At 73.3% G+C, this 26,044-nt stretch carries 24 protein-coding genes and 1 pseudogene; 17 read left to right on the forward strand and 8 right to left on the reverse strand.

The genetic code is table 11. The features are described from left to right. The first annotated feature begins 389 nt into the window (after positions 1–389). From ABR738_RS34060 to ABR738_RS34085, 6 genes are all read left to right on the forward strand, one after another. Positions 390–563, forward strand: coding sequence for a hypothetical protein (locus tag ABR738_RS34060; protein ID WP_350233782.1), 174 nt, complete (start codon positions 390–392; stop codon positions 561–563). A gap of 236 nt (positions 564–799) precedes the next feature. Next, positions 800–2,824 carry a prolyl oligopeptidase family serine peptidase gene (locus tag ABR738_RS34065; protein WP_350233783.1) on the forward strand — a complete coding sequence of 675 codons (2,025 nt, stop codon included), beginning with the start codon at positions 800–802 and terminating at the stop codon, positions 2,822–2,824. Between the two features lie 92 nt (positions 2,825–2,916). Next, positions 2,917–4,080, forward strand: a complete 1,164-nt coding sequence (locus tag ABR738_RS34070; protein WP_350233784.1) for a DUF6777 domain-containing protein — start codon at positions 2,917–2,919, stop codon at positions 4,078–4,080. A 119-nt stretch (positions 4,081–4,199) separates the two neighbouring features. Further along, positions 4,200–5,231 (forward strand): hypothetical protein, encoded by a 1,032-nt coding sequence (locus tag ABR738_RS34075; protein ID WP_350234866.1) that lies wholly within the window; start codon positions 4,200–4,202, stop codon positions 5,229–5,231. 190 nt (positions 5,232–5,421) lie between these two features. Next, entirely contained in the window at positions 5,422–7,416 is a 1,995-nt protein-coding gene (locus ABR738_RS34080; protein ID WP_350234868.1) for a SpoIIE family protein phosphatase, read from the forward strand. Positions 7,417–7,489: 73 nt separating this feature from the next. Beyond that, positions 7,490–8,350 carry an Fpg/Nei family DNA glycosylase gene (locus ABR738_RS34085; RefSeq protein ID WP_350233785.1) on the forward strand — a complete coding sequence of 287 codons (861 nt, stop codon included), beginning with the start codon at positions 7,490–7,492 and terminating at the stop codon, positions 8,348–8,350. 24 nt (positions 8,351–8,374) lie between these two features. Here ABR738_RS34085 and ABR738_RS34090 read toward each other — a convergent pair whose 3' ends face one another. Further along, the gene (locus tag ABR738_RS34090; protein WP_350233786.1) at positions 8,375–8,998 is read right to left on the reverse strand and encodes a zf-HC2 domain-containing protein; all 624 of its coding nucleotides are present in this window, start codon (positions 8,996–8,998) and stop codon (positions 8,375–8,377) included. Positions 8,999–9,069: 71 nt separating this feature from the next. On the opposite strand from ABR738_RS34090, the gene ABR738_RS34095 reads away from it, so the two are divergent. From ABR738_RS34095 to ABR738_RS34110, 4 genes and pseudogenes are all read left to right on the forward strand, one after another. After that, on the forward strand, positions 9,070–9,816 hold the full coding sequence (locus ABR738_RS34095; protein WP_350233787.1) for a LytR/AlgR family response regulator transcription factor: 747 nt from the start codon (positions 9,070–9,072) through the stop codon (positions 9,814–9,816). Positions 9,817–9,861: 45 nt separating this feature from the next. Beyond that, positions 9,862–10,215, forward strand: a pseudogene (locus ABR738_RS34100) (hypothetical protein); the annotation flags it as partial. Between the two features lie 95 nt (positions 10,216–10,310). Then, positions 10,311–11,987: a sodium/solute symporter gene (locus ABR738_RS34105; RefSeq protein WP_350233788.1), complete on the forward strand. Its 1,677-nt coding sequence runs from the start codon at positions 10,311–10,313 to the stop codon at positions 11,985–11,987. Then, complete coding sequence (locus tag ABR738_RS34110; RefSeq protein ID WP_350233790.1) at positions 11,984–13,210, forward strand: sensor histidine kinase; 1,227 nt, start codon at positions 11,984–11,986, stop codon at positions 13,208–13,210. Before ABR738_RS34105 ends, ABR738_RS34110 begins: the two co-directional genes overlap by 4 nt. 58 nt (positions 13,211–13,268) lie before the next feature. Here ABR738_RS34110 and ABR738_RS34115 read toward each other — a convergent pair whose 3' ends face one another. Continuing rightward, on the reverse strand, positions 13,269–13,757 hold the full coding sequence (locus ABR738_RS34115) for a hypothetical protein (RefSeq protein WP_350233791.1): 489 nt from the start codon (positions 13,755–13,757) through the stop codon (positions 13,269–13,271). Positions 13,758–13,879: 122 nt separating this feature from the next. Here ABR738_RS34115 and ABR738_RS34120 point away from each other — a divergent pair, with 122 nt between their 5' ends. Continuing rightward, complete coding sequence (locus ABR738_RS34120; RefSeq protein ID WP_350233792.1) at positions 13,880–14,086, forward strand: zf-HC2 domain-containing protein; 207 nt, start codon at positions 13,880–13,882, stop codon at positions 14,084–14,086. Here ABR738_RS34120 and ABR738_RS34125 read toward each other — a convergent pair. Next, positions 13,987–14,610: a sigma-70 family RNA polymerase sigma factor gene (locus tag ABR738_RS34125; protein WP_350233793.1), complete on the reverse strand. Its 624-nt coding sequence runs from the start codon at positions 14,608–14,610 to the stop codon at positions 13,987–13,989. The two genes, ABR738_RS34120 and ABR738_RS34125, sit on opposite strands and share 100 nt — an antisense overlap. Before the next feature lie 334 nt (positions 14,611–14,944). On the opposite strand from ABR738_RS34125, the gene ABR738_RS34130 reads away from it, so the two are divergent. Then, a complete protein-coding gene (locus ABR738_RS34130; protein ID WP_350233794.1) occupies positions 14,945–16,135 on the forward strand; it encodes a CapA family protein in 1,191 nt (396 codons plus the stop codon). 27 nt (positions 16,136–16,162) lie between these two features. Here the strand turns inward: ABR738_RS34130 and ABR738_RS34135 are convergent, their stop codons facing one another. Further along, the gene (locus ABR738_RS34135; RefSeq protein WP_350233795.1) at positions 16,163–16,642 is read right to left on the reverse strand and encodes a universal stress protein; all 480 of its coding nucleotides are present in this window, start codon (positions 16,640–16,642) and stop codon (positions 16,163–16,165) included. A 71-nt stretch (positions 16,643–16,713) separates the two neighbouring features. Between ABR738_RS34135 and lysX the strand changes: the two genes are divergently transcribed. Further along, positions 16,714–19,983 carry a bifunctional lysylphosphatidylglycerol synthetase/lysine--tRNA ligase LysX gene (gene lysX, locus ABR738_RS34140; protein ID WP_350233796.1) on the forward strand — a complete coding sequence of 1,090 codons (3,270 nt, stop codon included), beginning with the start codon at positions 16,714–16,716 and terminating at the stop codon, positions 19,981–19,983. A gap of 155 nt (positions 19,984–20,138) precedes the next feature. Next, positions 20,139–20,984, forward strand: coding sequence for a polysaccharide deacetylase family protein (locus tag ABR738_RS34145; protein ID WP_350233797.1), 846 nt, complete (start codon positions 20,139–20,141; stop codon positions 20,982–20,984). A gap of 88 nt (positions 20,985–21,072) precedes the next feature. Here the strand turns inward: ABR738_RS34145 and ABR738_RS34150 are convergent, their stop codons facing one another. Continuing rightward, on the reverse strand, positions 21,073–21,735 hold the full coding sequence (locus ABR738_RS34150) for a class F sortase (RefSeq protein WP_350233798.1): 663 nt from the start codon (positions 21,733–21,735) through the stop codon (positions 21,073–21,075). On the opposite strand from ABR738_RS34150, the gene ABR738_RS34155 reads away from it, so the two are divergent. Then, positions 21,727–21,852, forward strand: coding sequence for a hypothetical protein (locus ABR738_RS34155; protein WP_350233799.1), 126 nt, complete (start codon positions 21,727–21,729; stop codon positions 21,850–21,852). The genes ABR738_RS34150 and ABR738_RS34155 overlap by 9 nt on opposite strands. Before the next feature lie 215 nt (positions 21,853–22,067). Further along, positions 22,068–22,556 (forward strand): hypothetical protein, encoded by a 489-nt coding sequence (locus ABR738_RS34160; protein WP_350233800.1) that lies wholly within the window; start codon positions 22,068–22,070, stop codon positions 22,554–22,556. 115 nt (positions 22,557–22,671) lie between these two features. On the opposite strand, the gene ABR738_RS34165 is transcribed toward ABR738_RS34160, so the two are convergent. The 3 genes from ABR738_RS34165 to ABR738_RS34175 form a co-directional block, all read right to left on the reverse strand. Next, a complete protein-coding gene (locus ABR738_RS34165; protein WP_350233801.1) occupies positions 22,672–23,220 on the reverse strand; it encodes a hypothetical protein in 549 nt (182 codons plus the stop codon). Between the two features lie 182 nt (positions 23,221–23,402). Then, positions 23,403–24,167: a bestrophin-like domain gene (locus tag ABR738_RS34170; protein WP_350233802.1), complete on the reverse strand. Its 765-nt coding sequence runs from the start codon at positions 24,165–24,167 to the stop codon at positions 23,403–23,405. A gap of 27 nt (positions 24,168–24,194) precedes the next feature. Continuing rightward, on the reverse strand, positions 24,195–24,785 hold the full coding sequence (locus ABR738_RS34175) for a hypothetical protein (RefSeq protein ID WP_350233804.1): 591 nt from the start codon (positions 24,783–24,785) through the stop codon (positions 24,195–24,197). Positions 24,786–25,011: 226 nt separating this feature from the next. Between ABR738_RS34175 and ABR738_RS34180 the strand changes: the two genes are divergently transcribed. Further along, a complete protein-coding gene (locus tag ABR738_RS34180) occupies positions 25,012–26,022 on the forward strand; it encodes an SCO0930 family lipoprotein (RefSeq protein ID WP_350233805.1) in 1,011 nt (336 codons plus the stop codon). Positions 26,023–26,044 lie beyond the last annotated feature (22 nt).

The raw sequence follows: 26,044 nt of genomic DNA on the forward strand, positions 1-26,044 counted from the left end.
CCCGCACCTCGGGCCCCTGGGCACCGGGTCCGCTGGACAGCTCCATCCGTGCTCCTCCCCGCGCGCGGCGGCCGACCGGGTCAGCAGATCATGGCGGGATGAACACCGGGCTGAACGCCCGGAGAAGGAAAGTTGACGCAAAGGAAGTGGCGCTATCGAGCGCTACCGCGCTCATTTGGTTACTCTGGTGCGAACGGTAGCCACAGCGGGTCCACCAGCCCTCGAGGCCCGTTCCGGATCCGTCCCGCAACCTGTGGCCGTGATGCGGACAGAGTGCCGGCGCCACCGCGTCAGAACTGCCCAAGACCCTGCCCAAGGGCGGATGGACACCGGGTCGCGGCGCGACGCGACCGGGACGCCCAGGGTTACGCGACACAGAGGAGTGCGCGGTGACACCAGAGACGACAGAGCGCGAACGCCGGACGCCCGAACGCGGCGGCGAGCGGCCCGGACGACCCGAGAAGCTTCGCAACATCGAGGTCTGGGCCCGCTCGGCCCCGATCCGTCTCGCCGGTTACGAGGACGACCTGGCCGAGCCGCACATCCTGCCCGGCATCGACTGACCCGCGCGAGCCGTCGGCCCGTGTTCCCTGAGGGGGCACGGGCCGACGGCGTACCTACCGCGCATCCTGCGAGATGCGCGCCACCAAGGCGCCGCCATCTCAACGCCCCTCCCGAGCACAGCAGCTGACGCAGCGTCAGGCCTGTCGGAGCTTGCGAGGCTGTCGGTGATGTCGGGAATGTCCCAGGTTTCTCCCGTTCCTTGTGGGCCGCGAGTGCCGCGGGCACGATGGCCGCCATGCCCGAGATATCAGGTGAGCCCACCGCCTTCCACGACCTGTCCGCCTTCCTCGCGACGCCACGCGTCAGCCGGCTCGCGCTCTCGCCCGACGGACAGCGGCTGGTCGCCGCCGTGCAGGGCCTCAACGCCGAGGGCAACGGATATGTGCCGGGCCTTTGGGACATCGACCCCTCGGCGCGCCGCGAGCCCCGTCGGCTGACCCGCTCCCGCGCCGGCGAGTACGCGCCCGCCTTCCATGCCGACGGAACCCTCTTCTTCCTCTCCGGGCGCGCGGACAACGACCCCGGGACGGCGTTGGACGAGGCGGAGGGCCCCGGCGTGTGGGCGCTGCCCGAGCACGGTGAGGCGGCGCTCGTGGCCCGCCATCCCGGAGGCATCGCCGGGTTCACGCTCGCCGGCAACGCCCCCGTGCTCGCCTACACCGCCGGCCTGCTGCCGGGCGCCGCCGACGCCGAGGCGCACGGCAAGCTGCGCGCGGACCGCGCCGGCGCCAAGGTCACCGCGATCCTCTACGAGACCGGGACGACCCGGTTCTGGGACAGCGACCTCGGCCCGGACGAGCCGCACACCTTCGTCCGCGCCACCGCGGGGGACGGCGTCGCGGTCGACGCGGGCGGCCAGGGCGCACCGAGCGAGGCGGAGACGGCGCTGTCGCCGGACGGCACCCGGGTCGCCCACACCCGTTACGCGCCCGGGCGCCTGCCGGCCGACCATCACGCGGTCGTCGTGGTGGCCGACGCCGCCACCGGCGAACAGCTGCTCGTCGTCGACCGGGACGGCTACCAATACGGCGCCCCGATGTTCACCGCCGACGGAACCGCGCTCCTGTGCGTGCGCCGGCGGATCGCGACCTACGAGACGCCGTTCTCCTACACCCTGGTCCGCGTCGATCTCGCGAGCGGCGCGGAGAGCGAGCTCCTGGCCGGCTTCGAGCACTGGCCCATGGGGGTCGTCGTCTCGCCCCTGGCCGCTGACGCGACGCTCTGGTTCACCGCCGACGAACGCGGCCACGCCCCGGTGTTCCGGCGCGACCCGGACGGCACGGTCACCCGGCTCACCGCCTCAGGCGCGTACACCTCGCTGTGCGTGGCACCCGACGGCCGGACGCTGTACGCCCTGCGCGCCGCCGTCGACGCGCCGCCCACTCCGGTCCGCCTCGACGCGGCCGCGCCCGATCAGGAGCCCGTGGTGCTCAAGGCGCCCGGTGGCGTGGGCCGGCTGCCGGGCACGCTGACCGAGGTGCACACGGTGGCCGACGACCAGTTCCCGCTGCGGTCCTGGCTCGTGCTGCCCGAAGGCGCCTGCGCCGAGCGGCCCGCGCCCCTGATCGTCTTCCCGCACGGCGGGCCCGAGGTCTCCTGGAATTCCTGGACCTGGCGCTGGAACCCCTGGCCCTTCGCGGCGCGCGGCTACGCGGTCCTGCTGCCCGACCTCGCGCTCTCGGCGGGCTACGGCCCCCGGATGCACGAGCGCGGCTGGGGCCAGTGGGGCGGGCGGCCCTACCACGATCTGATGGCCCTGACCGACGCCGCCGAGACCCGCCCCGACATCGACGGGACCCGCACCGGGCTCGCGGGCGCCTCGTACGGTGCCTACCTGGCCGGCCGCGTCGCCACCCTCACCGACCGCTTCAAGGCGATCGTCTCGCAGGCCACGATCTGGGACATGCGCTCCTTGCAGGCCGAGTCGGACGCCTCGCCGTACTTCCGCGAGATCTTCGGGGACCCGCTGACCCGGCCCGAGCGCTACGAGGAGAACTGCCCCTCCCGCGCGGCCGACCGCATCCGCACGCCCATGCTGGTGGTGCACGGCGCCAGGGACTACCGGGTGCCCGTCGGCCAGGGCATGGCCCTCTTCCAGGAGCTCCAGCGCCGCGAGGTACCGGTGAAGTTCCTGTACTTCCCCGACGAGGGCCACTGGATACTGCGGCCCACCCACGCCCGGCTGTGGTACTCGACACTGCTCAACTTCTTCGACCACCACGTGCTCGGGGCGCCCTGGCAGCGGCCCGAACTGCTGTGACTCGCCCGTTCTGACCCCGTCCGTTTGCGCGGGGCAGGAGGCTCCCGCACACAATGAGGGGCCAACTCGGGGCGTACAGGTGGGAGATCCACGTGCCCTCGACCCTGCGCACCATCGCCGCTGCCGCCGCCGTGCTGTCCTTCGGCGCCTTCGCCGCCGGATGCGGTGGCGGCGCGAGCGGCGCCGACAGCCGCCAGGACCTCGACCTCCAGCCGATCGCGGCCCCGGGCCCCGACCCGTTCACGCGGTCCACCGCCGAAGCGGCGGCGACCCCCGCCCCGGCCACGCCCTCCGCGCCGAACGGCACCGCGCAGCCGTCCGCGGTCCCGGCGGCGCGCCCGGTCTCGGGCTCCACGCCCGGCCTGTACGGCGGCACGCAGTCGGTGGCCAGCTGCGACGTGGAGAAGCAGATCCGCTTCCTCAGCGGTGACCGGGCCAAGAACCGGGCCTTCGCCGGCGCGGCGGGCGTCGATCCCGGCTCGGTCCCGTCCTTCCTGCGCGGCCTCACCCCGGTCGTGCTGCGCGTGGACACCCGGGTCACCAACCACGGTTTCCGCGCCGGCGCGGAAACCAGCTTCCAGTCGGTGCTCCAGGCGGGCACCGCCGTCCTGGTGGACGACCACGGCGCGCCACGGGTGCGGTGCGCCTGCGGGAACCCGCTGAAGCCGCCCGGCGCCCACCAGGGCGGCTTCAGTGCCAAGGGCAAGCCCTGGCCGGGCTACCGCGCCGACCGGGTGGTCGTCGTGCGGCCCACCACGGTGGTCATCAACAACCTGATCATCGTCAACGTCGTCAACAACACCTGGATCGAGCGGCCCACCGGCGACGACGGCCGGCACGACCGGCGGCGCCCCGACATCCACATCGACCCTGCCGAGCCGCTCGTGCCCGCGCCCGTGTCCCCGCCGGCGAGCCCCAGCACCTCGCCGCCCGCGACCAGCCCGGCGCCGAGTCCCGACTGCCCGAGCCCGGCGCCCACCGTGACCGTCACCCCATCGCCCCCGTCCACGCCGTCCGCGCCGGCCACACCGTCCGCGCCGGCCAGCGAGCCCGCGCCGTCCCCCAGCGGCTGCCCGAGGGCCACCGTGACCGCGCCGCCGGTCTCGCCGCCCGCCTCGTCGCCGTCGTCGCCGCCCGTGCCCGAGCCGAGTTCGTCCGGCGACATGCCCGCGCCGCCCACCGATGTCCCGAGCGGCGTACCGAGCAGCCCCGACTACGACATTTACGGACCGTCGCCGGAGACCGAGAACGTCTGAGACCCCGGCGCCCGGCCCGGTTCGGGGAGTCACGAAAAGGCGGACCAAGGGGTGCATATAGGCTGCACCCCTTGTCCGACTCGTTCGTCGCCCCTTTGAGCAGCCAGGAGCGTTTCTCCGTGACCGTCGCGATCGACCTGCCCGAACCGTCCGCGCCGCCCGTCTGCGAGGTGCACGAGAGCGTGGCCCGCGACGCCCGGGAGTTCGGCGCCTACGCCCGCACCGGCGGCTGGGCGTTCGCCCTGAAGGTGGCCCGCAGCGTGCGCCCCGGCGGGCAGGCGGCCGGCGAGACGCCCAAGGTGTCCGCCAAGGAGTTCGGCGCGCTGGCCGGCTGCTCCGCCGAGCGCGTCATGCGCTACTACAAGGCGTGGGACAAGGCATCCGACGACGGTCTCGTCCCGCTCTTCGAGGCGCTGGTGCCGGGCGAGGACATCGAGCTGCCCGACGCGGACGTGTGGCTGACGTACTACGTGTCGCGCTCCAGCGCCACCTCCGAGCGGGGCAGCGCCATCACGGCCGCCGCCGAGGCCGAGGGCATCCGCCCCACCAAGGCCCTGGAGGTGGCCGAGAACCCCACCGCGCTGCGCGCCGCGATCCTCGCCGACCCCGGCACGGCCCAGGCCGCCCGCACGGCGCTCCTCGACCGCGTCCGCGAGGACCCGGCGCTCGGGACCGAGCTCGCCCGCGACATCGCCCGTACCGACGTCCTGAAGAAGGCGGTCGCCACCGAGGCCCGGGCCGCCGACCGCATCGGCTACGTCCGCCAGATCGTCGAGAACGGCCAGATCCGCACACCCGCCGGGCAGACCGTCCAGGCCCCCGCCGAGCTGCGCGCGGAGGCCGAGCGCCACCTCTCGCTGCTCGACGAGCTCGACGACGCCGACGAGTCCTGCGAGTGGGCCACCGAGGCGTACGACACCGTCAAGGGCCTGGTCGCCGACGCCGTGGAGGCCGACCCGGAGCTGCGCGTCCAGGAGCGCCGCACGAAGTTCTACAGCAGCCTGCACAAGGCGACCAAGGTGTTCGAGGAGCTGACACTGGACGACGCGGGCGACTTCTACGAGGACGACATGGTCCAGCGTCTCGAAGCCCTCCAGTCGGCCATCGGCAGCTGCATCACCGCCCTGCGCCAGGCGTCCCCGGCGCGCTGACCGTTCGGGGCCCCCGCGCCCCGCGGGCGGGGGCCCGCGCTCTGCGCGTGCGCACGGTCCTGGCTGCGCCTAGCGTGGCCCCATGGACGTGGCTGAAGGGGACGCCGGCGCGGCCGAACTGTGCCACTGCGGCGGTCCGGCCGACGGCGAGGAGTGCCGCTTCCTGCACTCCTACGGCCCCGACCTGCGGATGGGCAGTTTCGACTGGGACCTGACCACCGGTCTCCTGCACATGGACGAGCCCGCGCTCGGCGTCTTCGACCTGCGCGCCGAGGACTACGACGACCGGCCCGACACGCTGGCCGCCCGGGTGCCGCCCGCCGAGGCCCTGCGGCTGGACGCGCTCGTCTCGCAGGCGCTGAAGAACGGCAGCGTCAACTACGGCGTGTATTTCCGCATCCGCCGCCGGGACGGCAGCCTGCGCTGGACGCACACCCAGGGCTTCGTGCGCCGCGACGAGAGCGGCCGTCCCCTGCGCATCATCGGCATCGTCCGCGACGCCACCGAGGAACTGACCGAGGCCACCGCCCGGGTCGGCCTCGACGACGAGCGGCGCCGCACCACCAGCGTCGTGGAGGCCACCACCGCCGCCCTCGCGCACGCCCGGACGGTCAAGGACGTCATCGACGTCATGAGGGACTCCCGGGGCCCCGAATACCTCGGCGCCACCAGTCTGGTGATGGGCCTGCTCGAAGCGGGCCGCATCCATCTGATCGCCGAGGGCCCCGAGGGCAGCTTCGTGCCGGGCACCCGCTGGACGCGGGTGGACGAGCAGTACCCGATGAGCGAAGTGGTCCGCACCCTCGCCCCCCGGTTCATCGAATCGCCCGAGGACTTCGCCGAGTCCTATCCGGTCCTGTGGCCGAACATCAGCGGACTCGGCATCACCTCCGCCGCCTACCTCCCGCTCATCGCCCAGGCCCGCCCCATCGGCGCCATCGGACTGCTCTACAGCGGCAAACGCGGATTCAGCAGCGACGAACGCAACCTCCTGGTGGCGCTGGGCAGTTCGATCGCCCAGTCCCTGCAACGGGCCATGCTGTACGAGCAGGAGCACGACCTGGCCGAGGGGCTTCAGCAGGCCATGCTGCCGCGCCGCATCCCCGACGTGCCCGGCGCCCAGCTCGCCGTGCGCTACCGCTCGGCACGGTTCGGCCGCGACATCGGCGGCGACTGGTACGACGTGGTGCCGCTGCCGGGCGGCCGGGTCGGCGTGGCCATCGGCGACGTCCAGGGACATGACACGCACGCGGCCGCCGTGATGGGCCAGCTGCGCATCGTGCTGCGCGCGTACGCCGCCGAGGGACACGCGCCGGCCACCGTCATCGCGCGCGCCTCGGTCTTCCTGCACGAGCTGGACACCGACCGCTTCGCGACCTGTACGTACGCCGAGGCCGACCTGAGCACCGGGGTGCTCCAGATCGTGCGCGCCGGGCACGTCGACCCGCTGGTGCGCCTCCCGGACGGCAGCTGCCGCAGAATGCCGGTGGAGGGCGGCCTTCCACTGGGACTCTCGGCGGAGTTCGGACGGCTGGAGTATCCGGTCTCGACCGTCGAGCTCGACCCGGGCCAGACCCTGCTGCTCTACACCGACGGTCTGGTGGAGCAGCCCGGCGCCGACCTGGACGACGGCATGCGGCTCCTGGCGTCGCTTGTCAGATCGGGACCCGAGGAGCTGGAGGCGCTGGCGGACCGGCTGTGCGACGAGGTCGACGAGCGGGGCGGCGACGACGACGTGGCCCTGTTGCTCCTGCGCCGCGACGTCACGGAAGTGCCGAGGGGCGGCGGCCGGCTGCGCCAGCACGTGGCGCAGAACGACCCCGAGGCGCTGAGCTCGTCGCGGCACATGATCCGCGCGGCGGTCCGCGCCTGGGGCGCGCGCGAGCGCTCCGACGAGATCGAGCTGGCCGCCGACGAGCTCATCACCAACGCCCTGATGCACACCGACGGAGGGGCGATCGTCACCATCCGGGTGCTTTCGGGCCCCGAACGCCGTCTGCGCGTCGAGGTGGAGGACCGTTCCAGCGCGCTGCCACGCCGTCGGGAGGCCGGCGCGTCCGGGGTGTCCGGGCGCGGCCTGATGCTGGTGGACCGGCTCGCGGACGTGTGGGGCGTGGAGTCGCGGGGCGGCGGCAAGTGCGTGTGGTGCGAGTTCGTCGTCCCCGAGCGCGGCGCCGGGCGGTGACCGCCGCCCCGGCGGGGCCTTCGCGGCCTCCCATGGCTCGCTGAGCGGGCCCGGCCGGGGCACCCTGGTACGTATGCCGGAATTGCCCGAAGTCGAGGCCCTGCGGGACTTCCTCTCCGACCATCTGGTCGGGCAGGAGATCGCCGGCGCCCAGCCGGTCGCCATCAGCGCCCTGAAGACGTACGACCCGCCGTACACGGAACTGGCCGGGCGGAGCGTCACCGGTGTCGCTCGGCACGGCAAGTTCCTCGACATCGACGCCGAGGGGCTGCACCTGTGCGTCCACCTCGCCCGGGCGGGCTGGCTGCGCTGGCACGACACCCTGCCCGCCGCCCCGCCCAAGCCCGGCAAGGGCCCGCTCGCCCTGCGGGTCACCCTCGCCGGCGGCGCCGGCTTCGACCTCACCGAGGCGGGCAGCCGCAAGAGCCTCGCCGTATACCTCGTGCGCGACCCGGCCGAGGTCCCCGGCATCGCCCGGCTCGGCCCCGATCCGCTGGCCCCCGGCTTCGGCCGCGACGAGCTCGCCGCGCTCCTGGCGGGCGAGCGGCGTCGGCTCAAGGGCGCACTGCGCGACCAGTGCCTCATCGCCGGCATCGGGAACGCCTACAGCGACGAAATCCTCCACGTGGCGCGGATGTCCCCCTTCAAGCCCGTCGCCCACATGACCGACGAGGAGATCACCGCCCTGTACGAGGCGATGCGTACCACCCTCACCGAGGCGGTCGAACGCTCACGCGGTCTTGCGGCCGGGCGCCTGAAGGCGGAGAAGAAGAGCGGGCTTCGCGTCCACGGCAGGACCGGCGAGCCGTGCCCGGTCTGCGGGGACACCGTGCGTGAGGTGTCGTTCGCCGATTCCTCCCTCCAGTACTGCGCCACCTGTCAGACCGACGGCAAGATCCTCGCGGACCGCCGCACCTCGAAGTTCCTCAAGTAGCCCCGCCGGGTGCGGAGCCCGTCCTCAGCCGGGCGTGATCGTCGCCAGCCGCGTCCCGCTCGCGCCGCCCCGTACCTCGAACCGCGCGATCGTGTCCTGCGCCAGGGCCGCCGAGCCCAGCATCCGCACCGGAGCGCCGCCCCGTTCGGCCCACGTCGCCACCGTCTGCTGCGTGCCGTCCCGTCCCACCACGACCAGCGTGCACGTCCCCGGCGCCGCGCCCGCCAGCGCGAGCTCCACATCCGTGCCCCAGCCCCGCGCCCGCGTCGCCAGGGACGCCGTCACACCCGGCGTGTGCGCGGCCACCTGCCACTGCGGAGGCGTCGGGTCCAGGGCGACGCCGAGCCCGCCCGCCACCAGCGCCCCCGCGGCGGCCACCAGCCCCATCCACGCCACGCGCCCGCGCCGGCGCCGCCCGGCCGCCGCCCCCAGCATCCGGTGAAGGATCTCGGGCGACACCGGCCCGGCCGGCGCCGGCCCGTTCGCCGAGTACGCCGCGAGCAGCGCCGCGACCTCGCCGAACCCGGCGAGCGCCGCCCGGCACGGGGCGCAGCCGTCGAGGTGGTCCTCGAAGCGGAAGGCGTCGGCGGCGCCCAGCACGCCAAGGGCGTAGGCCCCGGCGTCCCGGTGGATCTGCGGCGAACTCATGCCCACAGATACGGCGCGACCGTGCCGAACGCTCAGACACCGCGCCGCCCGGGCCCCTACACTCCGGCCCCATGCTGCGCGTACTGGCGGTCGACGACGAGGCCCCCGCCCTGGAAGAACTCCTCTATCTGCTGCGCTCCGACCCTCGTATCCACTCGGCCGAGGGCGCGACCTGCGCCACCGAGGCCCTGCGGCTCATCGGCGCGGCCCTTGAAGGGTGCCAGGAGGGCGATCGCGGACTCGACGTGGTCTTCCTCGACATCCACATGGCCGGCCTCAGCGGTCTCGACATCGCGCGCCTGCTCGCCGGGTTCGCCCGGCCCCCGCTCGTCGTCTTCGTCACGGCCCACGAGGGCTTCGCCGTACGGGCCTTCGACCTCAAGGCCGTCGACTACGTGCTCAAACCGGTGCGCGGTGAGCGCCTTGCCGAGGCGGTGCGCCGGGTCGCCGAGCTCGTCGGCGACCGCGCCACCACGGTCCAGGAACCCGAGCAGATCGCCGTCGAACTCGGCGGCGTCACCCGCTTTTTGGCCATCGCCGACATCACCTACGCCGAGGCCCAGGGCGACTACGCGCGTCTGCACACCGCGCGCGGCAGTCACCTCGTAAGGATCGCGCTGTCCACCCTCGAGGAACGCTGGCGCAGCCGGGGCTTCGTCCGGATCCACCGCAGCCACCTCGTCGCGCTCGACCGGATCGACGAACTCCGCCTGGAAGGCGGCAGCATGAGCGTGCGCGTCGCAGAGGCCGAACTCCCCGTCAGCCGACGCCACGCCCGCACGGTGCGCGACCGGCTGCTGGGGCGCGCCCCGCACTGAACCGGCTCTTTCGCCGGGCCCCGGGCGCTGCGTACACTCCGCGCCATGGCGGCAGAGCAGGCGGCGCGCCGCGAGAGGGTCACGGGGGAGCCGAGAGGGGTCCGCCCGCTGCCGCGCCACCGCGCCCAGTCCGAGATAGACGAGCAGACCGCGCTCGGCGGCGCCTATGTGCGGTCCCTGATGCGCAGTCAACTGCGTGCCGCGCTCACCGGGTTCGCGGTTCTCGCGCTCACGGTCGCCACGCTGCCGCTCGCCCTGCGCGCCCTGGACGACCCCACGGTCACCTGGTACGTGCTGGGCTTCGCCCTGTATCCGCCGCTCGGCCTCATCGCCTGGTGGTACGTGCGGACCGCCGAGCGCAACGAACGCGACTTCGCCCGCCTGATCGCCGACCGCCCGTTCGAGGGCCGCGCACCGGGGAGCCACCCGACACGGGAGCACCCGACGCCGAACCACCCGCCCCAGGGCCGCCCGACGGAAGGCCGCGTCGCCCCGTGAGCCAGACGTACGCCGTGGTGGCCGTGGCCACCGTCGTGCTCGCCACCGTCCTCGTCGGCGGGTTCGGGCTGCGCCTGTCGCGCACCACATCCGACTTCTACGTCGCCTCGCGCACCGTGGGCCCCGGCCTCAACGCGGCCGCCATCAGCGGTGAATACCTCTCCGCCGCCTCCTTCCTCGGCATCGCGGGACTCGTCCTCGTCCAGGGCCCTGACATGCTCTGGTACCCGGTCGGCTACACCGCCGGCTATCTGGTGCTGCTCCTCTTCGTCGCGGCCCCCCTGCGCCGCTCGGGCGCGTACACCCTGCCCGACTTCGCCGAGGGGCGGCTCGAATCGCGGGCCGTGCGCCGCCTGGTGAGCGTGTTCGTGGTGGGCGCGGGGTGGCTGTATCTCGTACCCCAACTCCAGGGCGCCGGGCTGACGTTGAAGATCCTGACCGGCGCGCCCGGCTGGCTCGGGCCGGTGCTCGTCGCCGCTGTCGTGGTCCTGGCGGTCGCCGCCGGAGGCATGCGTTCCATCACCTTCGTCCAGGCCTTCCAGTACTGGCTCAAGCTGACCGCGCTGCTCGTCCCGGTGTTCTTCCTGGTCATCGCCTGGCGCGGCGACGGCGCGCCGCGCCCCGTCTATGGCGAACCGGCCGCGCTGCGCCAGCAGCAGACCGTGCGCGTCGCCGACCCGCTCGCGCTGCGCCTGACCGAACCGCTGCGCGTCCACATCAACGGCGTGGTCGACGGCCGCCGTCACGACGGCGAGCCGCTGACGCTCGGCGCGGGCGAGCACCGTGTGGAGGCCGGCGCCCGGCTCGGCCTCGACGCCAAGGCGCGCGTCCCCGGCAGCGCAGCCCGCGCCGGCCACCCGCTGTACGCGACGTACGGGCTCATCGTGGCGACGTTCCTCGGCACCATGGGCCTGCCCCATGTCGTCGTCCGCTTCTACACCAGCCCCCGGGGCCGCGAGGCCCGGCGGGCCACCGTCGTGGTGCTCGCCCTGATCGGCGCGTTCTATCTGCTGCCTCCCGTGTACGGCGCGCTCGGTCGGCTCTACACCCCCGAACTCGCGCTCACCGGTGACGCCGACGCGGCGGTGCTCCTGCTGCCGGGGCGTCTCGTCGGGGGCCCGGGCGGCGACCTGCTGGGCGCCCTGGTCGCGGGTGGCGCCTTCGCCGCGTTCCTGTCCACCGCTTCCGGCCTGACCATGGCGGTCGCCGGAGTCCTGACCCAGGACGTGCTGCCCGCCCGGGGCGTGCGCCACTTCCGCCTCGCGACCCCGCTCGCCATCCTGGTGCCGCTGCTCGGGGCGCTCCTGGTGAGCGGGCTGCCGGTCGCCGACGCCGTCGGCATGGCGTTCGCGGTGTCGGCCTCCTCCTTCTGCCCGCTGCTCGTGCTCGGCATCTGGTGGCGGGGGCTGACCCCGCCGGGCGCGGCCGCCGGGCTGCTCCTGGGCGGCGGCTCCGCGCTGCTGGCCGTCGCCGCCACCGTTCTCGGAGCGGTACCGCCCGGTCCCGCGCGCACCCTTCTCGCCTGGCCCGCGGTGTGGTCGGTGCCGGTCGGCTTCCTCACCATGGCCGGAGTGTCGCTCGCGACGCCGGGCCGGATCCCGGCGGGCACCAACGCCGCCATGGCCCGCCTCCACCTGCCCGAGGCGCTGGTCCGCCGGGGGGTGAGCCGGTGACCCTGGCCGCCCTGCTCTTCCTCGGCCCCCTCCTGGCCGCCGCCGGATTCCTGCTCGGCCGCCGCAGCGCGCGGCGCGCCCGCACCAGCGACGTCGGCACCCCCGTCGAGCACGCCACCTTCGAAACGCTGCACACCGCCTCGCTCGCCGCGCCACCGCTGCGTGCCGGGTTGACCGCGGAGGCCGCCCGAAAGTCGGCCCGGGGCCTGCGCTCGCTGCTCGGCACCGACGCGCTCTGTCTCACCGACCGCGACACCATCCTCACCTGGGACGGCGCGGGGGAGCAGCACCACGGCTCCCAAGTGATGGACCAGGTAAGGGCGTTGCTCGACACCGGGCGCGACAAGGCGTTCGCGCTGTCCTGCGCGGACGCCGGGCCCGACTGCCCGCTGCGCTGGGCCGTGGCCGTCCCGCTGAGGGTGGACGACCGGGTGCTCGGCGCGCTCGTCGCCTACGCGCCCCGCGAGTCGGCGGTCCTGGCGCGCGCGGCGGGCGAGGTCGGCCGCTGGGTCTCGGTCCAGCTGGAACTGGCCGAACTCGACCGTTCCCGCACCCGTCTGATCGAGGCCGAGATCAAGGCACTACGGGCCCAGATCTCCCCGCACTTCATCTTCAACTCCCTCGCCGCGATCGCCTCGTTCGTACGGACCGATCCGGAGCGCGCCCGCGAACTCCTCCTGGAATTCGCCGACTTCACCCGCTACTCCTTTCGCAGGCACGGCGACTTCACCACGCTCGCCGAGGAGCTGCACTGCGTCGACCAGTACCTCGCGCTGGTCAGGGCCCGCTTCGGTGACCGCCTGTCGGTCACCCTCCAGGTGGCGCCCGAGGTCCTGCCGGTCGCCCTGCCCTTCCTGTGTCTGCAACCGCTGGTGGAGAACGCCGTCAAGCACGGCGTCGAGGGCGCGTCCGCGGACCCCCGGGGCCCCCGGCCCGCGCGGGAGCGGGAGGCTCCTTTGCGCATCACCATCAGCGCCCTCGACGCGGGCAACGAGGCCGAGGTCGTCATCGAGGACGACGGCGCCGGCATGGACCCCGAGCGCCTGCGCCGCGTCCTGCGCGGCGATGGCGGGCCCTCGGGTGGCATCGGCCTGCTCAACGTTGACGAACGCCTGCGCCAGGTGTACGGGGACACCTACGGTCTCGTCATCGAGACCGGCGTCGGCGCGGGCATGAAGGTCACCGCCCGCTTCCCCAAATACCGCGCCGGAGTGCACAGCTGACGTACGCGCACAGCTGACGCCGGCGCACAACTGACGTACGCGCGTAGCTGACGTACCGTCAGAACAGGTGGATGGCCAAGTGGCCGAGCGGCAGGCCCAGTTCCCAGGCGGGCGTCCACACCCGGGGCTCGTCCTCCTCGCGCTCGCGGGGGTCGACGCCGCCGGGCACCACCGCGTCCAGGTCCGTCGCGAGGAGTTCGGTCTCCTCCAGCCAGCGCCAGGCGGCCCGCGCCAGCGCCAGATCGGGCCCCGTCTCCTGATCCCGGGCGCGCAGCCGCCCGCGCACCCAGCGCCGCCACGGGCCCCCGGCCGCGGTGAGCGAGCTCCACTCCTCCAGACGGCCCACCACCCGCGCCCCGCCGACCGCCCCGTCGGACAGGAAGATCGTCAGGGCGAGCGCATGGCGCCCGGCCCGGAACTCCAGTGTCGTCGGCGGCATCAGGTCGCCGGTACGCAGCAATTCATCGGCGATGTACTCCGCGTACATCCACGCCATCGGCACCACCAGTTCGTCACCACTGGTCCCGCTACTTCCCTCCGGACGCATCCTGTCTCGCCTCTTTCATCGACCGTCCCGGCGCTCCCGGGGAGCTCCAGGGAGCATTGAACCGGGGGCGCGTGCCCGCCGTGGCCAGAAGGGCAGGATCCGTCACACGACCCGAGGTGCTCATGCATGTGCGGCAGCTGCTCGGTGCCTATGTCCTTGGCGCGCTCGCGCCCGGCGACGACCGCGCCGTCGCCGCGCATCTGCGCCGCTGCGCGCCGTGCCGGGGCGCCTACGCGGAGGTCGCCGAGGCGTTCTCGCTGCTCGCCCTGCTCACCGAGGCGGACCTGGAATGCGACGGGGAGAGCCCTTCGGGGCCTGACGCACAATAGCCGGGCAGCATCCGGGCCAGCGCGCGCAGGGCGTAGTACGAACGGGACTTGACGGTCCCGGGCGCCACACCGAGCACGTGGGCCGCCTCGTTCACACTCAGGCCGCGGAAATACAACTGCACCAGGACCGCCCGGTGTTGTGGTGTGAGCGACCTCACGGCCATCCGGACGTCGAGGACCGCCGCGCACCGCTCTGCGGGATCGTCGCCCGGGGCGGGCCGCGAAAGCAGCACCTCGTCGCCGACCTCGGCGGGCCGCGCGAGGCGGCTGCGCCGGGCGTCGATGGCCAGGCGCCGCGCCACCGTGAACAGCCAGGGCCGCATCGAGCCGTACGGCGCGTCGAACGCCTCCGGGTGCTGCCAGGCCCGCAGCAGGGTCTCCTGGACCAGGTCCTCGGCCCGCTGACGGTCCCCGTAGGTGAGCCCCAGCAGGAAACGCAGCAGCGCGGGACCGTGTACGCGCTGTAGTTCGGCCAGATCCCGCTCGCCGGTGTGGCGCCGTATCTCCGTGACCACCGTCGCCACCGCGCACGCCCTTTCCCCGAATCCGTGGACCGCTCCGTATCCGAGCGCGTCCGGACGAAGCGGGACAAGGGCGCCGCCGCACGCTGCGACGAGCGGTCGAACCGAGCGGCGAGTGGTGCGCCGAACGGCGCACGGCACACGGACGGACGACGCACTCGTGCGTCCGTTCCAGCGATCTTCAGTCGTATCACCGGCTTTTCGGCTTGACCGGCCGGTTCTCGCGGGGGTGAATTTCGGACACATGTCCCCACGCGTCCATCGGCCGCGCCCACGACCGGCCCCGACCGCGCTCCGCCCCGCTCGTGCCCGCCCCTCGACCGATGGAGCCCCGCCGATGCACCAGCCGACCCGGCGCACCCGACGAAGCGCGGCGGCCGTCGCGGTCCTCCTGCTCGCGGCCACGACAGGATGCGACGGCGGACCGAAGGCCCCGCCCCGCCAGGACGCCCGGCGCTCCCCGGCCTCGGGCGCCGCGAACGCCCTACGCCCCTTCACTCTGGTCGCCACCGGCGACGTACTGCCCCACGACTCGACCATCGAGCGGGCCAAGTCCGACGCCGCGAACGGGAGTTACGACTTCCGGCCGATGCTCGCCGGGGTCAGGCCGGTCATCTCCCGCGCGGACCTGGCGATCTGCCACATGGAGACGGTGTACGGCCCGGACGAGGGCCCCTTCACGGGTTACCCCGCCTTCACCTCACCGCCGCAGGTGGCCGCCGCGCTCAAGGACACCGGGTACGACTCCTGCTCGACGGCCTCCAACCACAGCCTGGACGACGGCGCCGCCGGTGTGGCCCGCACGCTCAATGCCTTCGACAAGGCGGGCCTCTCGCACACGGGCTCCGGCCGCACCGCGCAGGAGTCGGCGCGGCCCGCGCTGATGCGGGCGGGCGGCGCGCGGGTCGCCCAGCTCGCCTACACCTACGACACCAACGGCTACCCCATGCCCGCGGGCCAGCCGTGGGCGGTCCACCTCATCGACCAGAAGAAGATCATCGCGGACGCCCGGGCGGCCCGCGCGGCGGGCGCCGACGTCGTGGTGGTCAGCATCCACTGGGGGACCGAATGGCAGACCGAACCGGACGAGCGACAGCTCACCCTCGGCAGGGCGCTCACCGCGTCCAGGTCCGGTGGCCGCCCCGACATCGACCTGATCCTCGGCACCCACGCGCACATCCCGCAGGCGTACGAGAAGGTCAACGGGGTCTGGATCGTGTACGGGGAGGGCGACCAGATCGCGGGGGAGATGTTCAACGAGTCGGGGGAGCGCGACGAGCGGGGCAACATGAGCTCGATCGCCCGCTTCACCTTCGTCCCGCCGCGCACCCCCAAGGCGCGCTGGGAGGTCAGCAGGGCCGAGTTCATCCCGCAGTGGATCGACGTCGACCGGGGCCGCGTCCTGAACCTGCCCGAGGCGCTGGCCGCGTCACCCGGCCGTGAGGACTACGCCGAGGCCGAGGACGAGATCCGCACCGCGGTCCTGAGCCGGGGCGCGGCGAAGGACGGCCTGACGATGTCCCACTGACCGGGCCCCGCCGGACCGGCGCCGCGGCTACGGCACCACGGTGACCGGCCAGCGGCCCGCCTTCACCAGGCGCACCGCCACCGACCCGATGATGCGGTGCCCCGCCGACTCCGACGCGCCGACCACCACCGCGTCCGCCGTGAGCTCGTCGGCCGCGGTCACCAGGCCGGAGTAGGGATCGCCGCGGAAGGTGTGGAACTCCCAGCGCACGTCCCAGATGCCCCGCAGCCGCTCCGCCGCCTGCCTGATCTCGGCGGCCAGGCCCTCGGCGATCTCGCCGGTCGTGTCGGCGACGGGCGCACCGAGCGCCGCGCCCGCCGGCAGCACGGGCTGGACGTAGACGAGGGCGAGCAGGGCGTTCTGGCGCCGGGCCAGACCACTGGCGTACGCCGCGGCTCTGAGGGAGGAGTCCGAGCCGTCGACGCCTGCGACGATCACCTTGGGACCGTCGGTGCCGCGTTCGAAGCGCTGGGACTCGGGGTGGGGCTGGGGCCGCTGCTCTGTCACGCCCCGAGGCTAACGGGCCGGGCGGCGCTTCCGACAGGCGGCCCGGCCCCGGCCTCCCTAGAGTGCTGAGCATGACTGTCAGCGAGACGGCGCCGATGCCGTCCCGGACCGGCTTTCGGGGGCGCGTACCGGAAGCGTTCGCGATGTTCTTCGGGGCGCTCGGCCTGTTCTGCGCCGTCATCGCCCTGATCCCCGCGCTGCGCAGGCTGCTCCACCCCGTCTCCTGGTTCCTGGACCGGGTCACGGTGCCGGTCAGCGCCAACCTCGCGTACGCGGTCTTCCTGCTGCTGCTCGCGGCCGCGATCGGCGCCCGCAAGAAGGTCGCCTGGTGGCTGGTCGTCATCTACCTGGGGCTGCTGCTCCTCCTCGACGTGCTCCTGATCTCCGTCACCGAATGGGCGTGGATCCCCAACGGCGTCTTCTGCGCCCTCGTCCTCGCCGTCCTGATCCTGGCCCGCAAGCAGTTCTACGCACAGACCCGCAAGGGTGCCTTCCGCCGGGCGGTGGGGGTGCTGTGCCTCGGGCTCGCGGCGGGCGTCCTGGTGGGCTGGGGCCTGGTGGAACTGTTCCCCGACACCCTGCCGCGCGGCCAGCGGCTGCTGTGGGCCACCAACCGCGTCTTCGGCGGCCTCGCGTCCAGCGGCCAGTTCGACGGGAGCCCGCCCCGGCCCCTGTACTTCCTCCTCGGCCTGTTCGGCGCCATCGCCCTGCTCACCGCGGCCTCCACGCTCTTCAGGTCCCAGCGGATGGAGGCCGCCCTCCACGGAGACGAGGAGCCCCGCATCCGGGCGCTGCTCGGCGCGTACGGCCGCCAGGACTCGCTCGGCTACTTCGCCACCCGCCGCGACAAGGCCGTGGTCTTCTCGCCCAACGGCAAGGCCGCCGTGACCTACCGGGTCGAGGCGGGCGTGGCCCTCGCCAGCGGCGACCCGGTCGGCGACACCGGCGCCTGGGGCCCGGCCATCGACGCCTGGCTCGACATCGCCCGCAAGTACGCCTGGGCGCCCGCCGTGATGGGCGCCTCCGTGGACGGCGCGACCGCCTACGCCCGGCACGGGCTCGGAGCCATCCAGCTCGGCGACGAGGCGATCTTGAACGTCGCCAAGTTCGACCTCGACGGCCGCGACATGCGCGTCACCCGTCAGGCCGTGCGCCGGGTCGCGCGCAGCGGCGCCACCACGCGCGTCCGGCGCCACTCGGCGCTCACCGACGAGGAGATGCAGCAGATCATCGACCGCGCCGACGCCTGGCGCGACACCGAGACCGAGCGCGGCTTCTCCATGGCGCTGGACCGCCTTGGTGATCCCGCCGACGGCGACTGCCTGCTCGTCGAGGCCTTCGACGCCGACGGCCATCTGATCGCGCTGCTCTCCTTCGTGCCCTGGGGCAACGACGGCATCTCGCTCGACCTGATGCGGCGCGACCGCAGCGCGCCCAACGGCGTCATGGAGTTCATGGTGGCCGAACTGTGCGCCACCGTGGGCAAGTTGGGCGTGCGCCGGATCTCGCTCAACTTCGCGGTGTTCCGCTCGGCCTTCGAGGAGGGCGCCCGCATCGGCGCGGGCCCCGTACTGCGGCTGTGGCGCCGGCTGCTGCTCTTCTTCTCCAAGTGGTGGCAGCTCGAAGCCCTCTACCGCTCCAATGTGAAGTACCAGCCGCAGTGGTTCCCGCGCTTCTTGTGCTACGGCGACGCGGGCTCGCTCGCCCGCGTCGGCCTCGCCTCCGGCATCGCCGAGGGCTTCGTCTCCGTACCGAGCCTGCGCAAGCTCTGGGGCAAGGGCCACCATCGGGGCGTCACCACGCCGGTCACCACGGCGGGCCTGCCCTCCATCGAAGCGCTCGGCCTGGCCGGACCCGGCACCCCGCAGGTGACGGAGCGTCAACTCTCCGACCAGGTAAGGGTGCGCCACCGCAAGCTGGAGCGGCTGCGGTCGGAGGGGACCGACCCCTACCCCGTCGTCATCAAGGCCCGCACACACACCCTGGCCGGCCTCAGGGCCGAGGGCGAGGGCGCGGTCGCCACCGTGGCCGGGCGCGTCATGGCCGTACGCGACTTCGGCGGCGTCGTCTTCGCCGTCCTGCGCGACTGGTCCGGCGACCTCCAGGTGGTCCTCACCCGCGAAGGCGCCGGCGCACCCGTCCTGGACCGGTTCACCCACGACATCGACCTCGGCGACCACATCAGCGCGAGCGGCACCACCGCCCGTACGGACAAGGGCGAGTTCTCCCTCTTCGCCACCGGCTGGCAGATGACCGCCAAATGCCTGCGTCCGCTGCCCGACAAGCGGCGCGGCCTTGCTGACCCCGAGGCCCGAGTGCGCCGGCGCTACCTCGACCTGGTGGCCGCCCCCGAGGCCCGCGAGGTCGTCAGGGCCCGTTCCACCGCCGTCCAGGCCCTGCGCCAGGGCCTGCTGGAGCGCGGCTATCTGGAAGTCGAGACGCCGATGCTCCAGCAGATCCACGGCGGCGCCAACGCCCGCCCCTTCACCACCCACATCAACGCCTACGACCTCGACCTGTACTTGCGCATCGCGCCCGAGCTGTACCTCAAGCGGCTCTGCGTCGGCGGCGTCGAGAAGGTCTTCGAGATGGGCCGCACCTTCCGCAACGAAGGCGTCTCCTACAAGCACAACCCCGAGTTCACGATGCTGGAGGCCTACCAGGCGTACGCCGACTACGACGTGATGCTCGACCTCACCCGCGAACTGATCCAGGGCGCCGCCACCGCCGCCTTCGGCTCCCCGATCGCCCGCAAGCAGGGCCCCGACGGAAAGGTCGTCGAGTACGACATCTCCGGACCCTGGCCCGTCAAGACGCTCTACGGGGCCGTGTCGGAGGCTTTGGGCGAGGAGATCGACGCCGACACCGGTGAGGGGGAGCTGCGCCGGCTCTGCGACCGGGCCGGGGTGCCGCACACCCCGGACGCGACACGAGGCGACGTCGTGCTCGAAATGTATGAGCGGCTGGTCGAGGAGAGGACCCAGCTGCCCACCTTCTACAAGGACTTTCCCACCGAGGTCTCCCCGCTGACCCGCCAGCACCGCACCGACCCGAGGCTCGCCGAACGCTGGGACCTCGTCGCCTTCGGCACCGAACTGGGCACCGCCTACTCGGAGTTGACCGATCCGCTCGAGCAGCGCCGCAGACTGACCGCGCAGTCGCTGCTCGCGGCGGGCGGCGACCCGGAGGCGATGGAGATCGACGAGGACTTCCTGGACGCGCTCGAATACGCGATGCCGCCCACCGGTGGCCTCGGCATCGGCGTGGACCGGCTCGTCATGTTCCTCACCGGCCTCACCATCCGCGAGACCCTGCCCTTCCCGCTGGTGCGCCGCACCTGAGCGTGCCCGGGCGGCGCCGTACCCGGGGGGCCGCGCGAGCAGTACCGCCGGATGACTCCATTCGTGCCGGTGTGGCGGGAGTGCTGACGTTTCGCGGGCCCCGCCACGGCCGGAACGGCCTAATGTGCCGCCATGACGAACAAAAGACGTATGTCATGAAAAGGGATCAGATGGTCCCCAGTCGGCGGACACTGCTCCGCGTCACCGCCTGTCTCGGCGCCGCCGCGGCGGTACGCCTGCTCACGCCCGAGGACGCACCGGCCCCGCCGCCCACACCCCGGGCCGCCCCCGCCGGCGGCCCCCCGGCCGCCGCGGCCCGTCCACGCGCCAGCGCGTACCGCCTGGAGCCCATGACCGCCTACACGCCGCCGCGCTACCACACCGCGCTGCCGCCGGTGCGCTCCAGACCGTTTCTGAGCATGCCCCAGCTGGGGGAGCGCTCGATGGTGCTCACCTTCGACGACGGGCCCGACCCGCGCTACACCCCCGGCATCCTCAAGACCCTGCGCGAGCACGACGTGCGCGCGGTGTTCTTCCTGTGCGGCGAGATGGCGACCGACAACCGGGACCTGCTGCGCGAGATGCGTGACGACGGGCACGTCATCGGCAACCACACCTGGACCCACCCCCAGCTCAACCTGACGGCCCCCGCCGCGATCCGCTCCGAGATCGGCCGCACCAGCGAGGTCATCGAGCAGGCCACCGGCGAGGCGCCGCAGTGGTTCCGCGCGCCGTACGGGGCGTGGAACCGCAACGTGTTCGAGATCCAGGCCGAGATGGGCATGGAACCGCTCGCCTGGACCGTCGACACCCTGGACTGGACCACCCCCGGCACCGCCGCCATCATCCGCCGGGTCCTGGACGGCGCGGCGCCCGGCGTCGTGGTGCTCTCGCACGACGCGGGCGGCGACCGCTCGCAGAGCGTGGCGGCGCTGCGCACGTATCTGCCCCAACTCCTGTCCCAGGGCTATGCGTTGAAGGTTCCGCCGCGCCGCAGGTGAACGCCCGGGCGGCAGCCACGAAGGCGCCGCCCGGCCGCCGGGACCCACGTGCGTGCCGGGCCCACGTGACGCGGCCTACGCGCCGGCTCTACTTGACGGACACGAGGCGGGCGAAGGCCACGACGTTCCCGTCGTACCCCCGGGCCCGCGAGAAGCCCCCGCCGCAGGTGATCACCCGCAGCTCCGGGTGCCCGGTGTCGCCGTACACCCGGGCGCCCGGGAAGGTCTCCTTGGAGAAGACCTCGACGCCGTAGACCTCGAACACTGCGGTGCGGCCGTCGAAGCGGGCCACGTCGATGTGGTTGCCCTTCTGGAGCGAGCCGAGCCCGTAGAAGACGGCCGGGCCCTTCATGTTGTCGACGTGGCCGACGATCACCGATGTGCCGCGCATGCCCGGAGCCACGCCGTTCTGGTACCAGCCGGCCAGGTTCGGGTCCTGCGGCGGGGGCGCCTGTACCCAGCCCTGCGCGTCGGTGCCGACGTCCATCAGCGGCGCGTCCACGTTGATCGCCTCGATCCGCACCCGGGAGGCCGGGGCGAAGGGGAGCGGTTCAACCGTGCCCGCCGCCGCGGGCGCGGGGCCGCCGCTCCTGGAACTGCTGGTCAGCGCCGCCGCCGCGGCCGGCTGCGGCGGGCCCATCGTCACATCCGCGCCGTTCTTCATCAGCGCGATGCCGGTCAGCATCACCAGGGCCAGAGCCCCCCACGGGGAACGCCTGCGACGCTCCATGCCGCTGTCTTCATGCGCCATCGTCTCTTCGTCAACTCCTTCGCCGTCCACCCTCAGCGCGCCTCCGAGCACCGTAAGGGCGCCTCGGCCGCCCGGCGATCGGAGGGCGGCGAACGGGTGCACGTCCAGCGGGCCTGACCCATCCGGGTAACGCGGCGCCGAAAATGATCTGACGCCCTGTGACCTGCGGGTCCGTCAGATCCCGGGGCCGAACGGGGGTCACGCGGTTCACCAGGGTGGATGAGCGCCGAAATGCGGCTTGTATGACCGGCGGCGAGGGTTCGACATGGGAGGCGTACTCGTCGATCATCCCGGGGCACGGCTCCGGGGCGTCCTCCCATGGAGGTTCAACGATGCGTGCTTCACGCGCTCTCACGGTGGCGCTCGCGGCGGGCGCCGCGATCGCCTTCGCCGCCCCGGTGGCCGTCGCAGGGGGCCCGTCGTCCGGCGGTCCGACCAGTGTCGAGGTCGACCCCTCCGCGGTCCACCAGGGCGCCACCCTCAGGATCACCGCAAGGGGCTGCCAGAACGGCGGCAGAGTCAGCTCGAACGCCTTCGACGAGGTCCACCTGTCGTCGGGCGACATCAACTACGCGACCGCCCGGATCCACGACCACACGACGCCGGGCACCTACAGCCTCGCGGTCAAGTGCAACGACAACGACCGCGTGGCGACGCGCAGTTTCCGGGTCCTCGAAGGCCGGGGCGCCGACGGCGGACTCGGCGGCGCCGCGGGCCCGACCGACACCGAGATGGCGGTCGGCGGCGCGCTCGCCGGTACGGCCGCGATCGGCGGCACGCTGTTCGTCGCCCGCCGCCGGCGCATGGGCGTAGGGGTCTGACCGGACGAACCTCCCGGAAGGATCCCGCGGCCCCTCGCCCCCGAGTCCTGGCCAGGACTCGGGGGCGAGGGGTTTCCCGGGTGCCGCGCCCACGGGTCCTGGAGCGTCGCGGTGCTCAGTGCCGCCGTCCGGTGGAGCGCCGGCGCAGCGCGTAGAAGGCGCCGCCGCCGGCCAGCGCGATCAGGCAGGCGCCGACCGTGAGTTGGACCGTGTCGAGCTCGCCGCCCGCGCTGCCGCCGAGCCCGCCTCTGACGCCGAGCGGGGAGGTGATGGTGGGCCGGACGGTCGGTCGCACGGTCGGTCGCACGGTGGAGCTGGTGGTCGGCGCGCCACCGGCGATCGTGAGCTGCGTGGTGGCGCGCACGCTGTCGCAGGAGAACGTCACGGTGTAGGAGGCGCCCCGTCTGGCGCCCGGGTCGACCGTCGCGTTCCTCGAACTGTCCTTGGGGATGATCACGGTGTCGAAGACACCGGAGGAGGCGGTGGCGTCGCCCGAGCAGCCGATGGCGTTGAGGGTGACCTGCCCGCCGGGCGCGATCACCGACGGGGTCACGCTGAAGGCGGGCGGCGCGGTGGCGCCGGTGGCGGCCACGGCGGTGGACGGGGCGAGCGTCAGCGCGCCGGCGCCGATGAGTGCGGCGGATGCGATGCGTATCGCGCCCATGGTCGGTCCTCCGGTCCCCGAGGAGCACTGCGGAACCTGATTCCACATGGGGGGTGATGCACCTCGATGCCCGAAACGCTAGGAGGCGACCCGGTGTGTCGCGATCGCTGTCCGGCGAATGGGGCATCGAGGTCCCCCGCCCGGCCGAGCGGGTCCGTCGCCGACGGTCGGCCGATGCCGGGTCAGCCGATACCGGGGAACAGATCGAGGAAGGGCCCCGCCGTGGCCGAGATGCCCCGTCCGAAGGGGGCGTCGAAATCCCAGATCAAGAAGAGCAGGAACGCGATCAGGGCACTGAAGAGCCCGGCCAGGAGCATTTCCCGCCAGCTGCGCCTGATCTTCAGGGTGAAGATCAGGCCGACGGTGACGAGCGCCCCGGTGATCAATCCGAACCAGACGACCCCGGGCATGGTGGCCCCGGCCCCCTGGCCTCGGGCGGTGCGGGCGGCGTCCACGGCGCCCACCTGGTCGACCAGCGGCTGGTAGGCCTGATTCTCGTAGTCGTTCGCGGGGTGATAGTCCGTCACGTCGCGGCGGATGGTCTCCAGCTTCTGCGCGCTCTCGTCGGTGAGATCGCCGTGCTTGGCCATGTGGTTCCACTCGGTGTGCACCACATAGGAGGCGTACGCCTCGACGTCGGCCCGCGTCTTGTCGCGCACCGGCGCCGGGTACACCTGGACGCGCTGGCTGATCTCGTGCAGGGCCTGCGCCTCCTGCTGCACATCGGCCTGCGCGGCCCCGCGCCCCTCCCAGACGCCCGCGATGGCGAGGCCGAGGACGATGGCGTACACCACGCCGATCATCATCGTCATGTACTCGATGACGTCCGGGGTGTCGGAGCGGTCGTCGTTGTCCGGGTCGACCCGGCGGTTGCTGAACAGAGTGATGGTGAGCACGACCGCACATGCGGCGGCCATCGCGATGACCAGGACGAGCCAGTCGGACAAGGGGGGCCTCTCAGAAAATGCGGGGGCTCAGCGCGAGCGGGAGCCGGAGCGGGTGCGCAGCAGGGCCGCGCCGAGCACGGCGGGCGCGGTGATGAGCAGCGTCAGGGTGACGGGGGAGAGCTGGGGCGCGGGCTTCATGCGCGGCGGCATCCGGTAGGCGCGCGGGGTCAGCCGGTGGGGAGCAGGCGGCCCCGGGCGCGGCACCGCGGAGGGCGCGGGCGGGGCTGGTGGCACGGCCGGCGCCGACGGTGGCGCGGGGGGAGCCGCAGGCGCGGGCGTGGCCGGCCGGTGGACCACCGGGGGCGGGGCGGGGACGGGCGGCACGGGGCGCGGCGGCGTGGGCCGGGGCGCGGGCGGTACCGGCGGCGGTGGCGGGGTCACGGGCGGCGGAGGCGCGGGCACCCGGGTGGGCGAGGGCCTGGGGTGGCGCGGCCAGGGCGGGAAGGGGCAGTGGGCGTGGCCCGAGCCCGCGACCGCCCAGGGCGAGCCACCCGCGCTGCCCTGCGAGACGGAGGCGTACGCACAGGCGTCGGCCCGCGCGGCCGGTGCCGGTGCGGCCAGGAGCGCGGTGAAGGCCATGGCGGCGAACAGCCGCCCGGCTGGGTGTCGTCCTTGCACTCGGTGATCATCGGGCCATCGGGGCCCGCTCCGTGGGGCAGGCGGACCGATTCGCCTGATGGAAGGAGTTACCGGCTCTCCCCGGTCACCACGTTGACCGGCTGTTCGGGTTCGTCGCGAAAATTTCCGGCCCCGCGTTGAGCACACCGCCACCCGCCGCCCGTACTCAAGGCCATCAACCGGTGCCACCGGCGCCCCAACATCCTTACGGACAACAGGAGTTGACATGACCACCTGGCGCAGCGCGGCGCTCGCGGCAGCGGCGGCAGCAGTACTGGCACTGACCGCGACGGCCTGCGGCCAGGACAAGGGCAGCGCCTACGGCAGCGGCGGCGGACAGCCGGTCGCCAACGCGGGCAGCGCCACGGCCTCGGCGGGCGACGGCTACGGATCGGCCGGCGCCTACGGGCAGGCGGGCGGCGCGGTGTCCGCCGCCAAACAGGCCGGGCAGCTGACCGTCACCGACACCAAGGACCTCGGCAAGGTCGTCACCGACAACGCCGGGTTCACCCTCTACCGCTTCGACAAGGACACCGCGAGTCCTCCCGCCTCCCGGTGCGACGGCGACTGCGCCAAGACCTGGCCGGCGGTGCCCGCCGACGGTGTCACCGCAGCGCCCGGCACCGGCCAGTCCGAGCTCGGCTCGCTCACCCGCGCCGACGGGACCAAACAGCTCACCATCGGGGGCTGGCCGATGTACCGCTACGCCAAGGACACCAATCCGGGCGACACCAACGGGCAGAATGTGGGCGGCACTTGGCACGCGGCGGCGCCCGACGGCAAGAAGGCGTCGGCCGCTGTGCCCGCAGCGCCTGCCGCGTCGGCCGCGGCGCCCGCAGCGTCACCTGCCGCGTCACCCGCCGCGTCCCAGGACCTGCCCGGTCTCTCGGTCCGCAAGGACCCCACGCTCGGGGACGTCATCGTGGACGGCAGGGGCATGACCGTCTACCGGTTCAAGAAGGACTCCGCCTGGCCCATGAAGTCGGCCTGCGTCGACGCCTGTCTGCGGAAGTGGCCGGCGGTGGCGCCGGTGGAGAAGAAGAACACCCAGGGCATCGCCCTCAAAGGCTTCGTGACCTTCGACCGGCCCGACGGCGTCAAGCAGCAGTCCATCACCTGCTGGCCCGTCTACACCTTCTCCGGCGACACCAAGCCCGGCGACACCAACGGCCAGGGCATGGGCGGCACCTGGTACGCCGTGTCGCCCGAGGGAAAGCTCGTCGGCGCGCCCAAGTAGCCCTGGGTTCCCCCTCGTCGAC

This window comes from Streptomyces sp. Edi4 (assembly GCF_040253615.1).
Lineage (GTDB): Bacteria > Actinomycetota > Actinomycetes > Streptomycetales > Streptomycetaceae > Streptomyces.

Coding starts and splice junctions, on each gene's coding strand:
- ABR738_RS34160 (WP_350233800.1), top strand. CDS start 22,068: ATGCGTGCTTCACGCGCTCTCACGGTGGCGCTCGCGGCGGGCGCCGCG.
- ABR738_RS34120 (WP_350233792.1), top strand. CDS start 13,880: ATGCATGTGCGGCAGCTGCTCGGTGCCTATGTCCTTGGCGCGCTCGCG.
- ABR738_RS34065 (WP_350233783.1), top strand. CDS start 800: ATGCCCGAGATATCAGGTGAGCCCACCGCCTTCCACGACCTGTCCGCC.
- lysX (WP_350233796.1), top strand. CDS start 16,714: ATGACTGTCAGCGAGACGGCGCCGATGCCGTCCCGGACCGGCTTTCGG.
- ABR738_RS34145 (WP_350233797.1), top strand. CDS start 20,139: ATGAAAAGGGATCAGATGGTCCCCAGTCGGCGGACACTGCTCCGCGTC.
- ABR738_RS34165 (WP_350233801.1), bottom strand. CDS start 23,220: ATGGGCGCGATACGCATCGCATCCGCCGCACTCATCGGCGCCGGCGCG.
- ABR738_RS34155 (WP_350233799.1), top strand. CDS start 21,727: ATGCGCCATCGTCTCTTCGTCAACTCCTTCGCCGTCCACCCTCAGCGC.
- ABR738_RS34150 (WP_350233798.1), bottom strand. CDS start 21,735: ATGGCGCATGAAGACAGCGGCATGGAGCGTCGCAGGCGTTCCCCGTGG.
- ABR738_RS34180 (WP_350233805.1), top strand. CDS start 25,012: ATGACCACCTGGCGCAGCGCGGCGCTCGCGGCAGCGGCGGCAGCAGTA.
- ABR738_RS34080 (WP_350234868.1), top strand. CDS start 5,422: ATGGGCAGTTTCGACTGGGACCTGACCACCGGTCTCCTGCACATGGAC.
- ABR738_RS34085 (WP_350233785.1), top strand. CDS start 7,490: ATGCCGGAATTGCCCGAAGTCGAGGCCCTGCGGGACTTCCTCTCCGAC.
- ABR738_RS34095 (WP_350233787.1), top strand. CDS start 9,070: ATGCTGCGCGTACTGGCGGTCGACGACGAGGCCCCCGCCCTGGAAGAA.
- ABR738_RS34130 (WP_350233794.1), top strand. CDS start 14,945: ATGCACCAGCCGACCCGGCGCACCCGACGAAGCGCGGCGGCCGTCGCG.
- ABR738_RS34115 (WP_350233791.1), bottom strand. CDS start 13,757: ATGCGTCCGGAGGGAAGTAGCGGGACCAGTGGTGACGAACTGGTGGTG.
- ABR738_RS34090 (WP_350233786.1), bottom strand. CDS start 8,998: ATGAGTTCGCCGCAGATCCACCGGGACGCCGGGGCCTACGCCCTTGGC.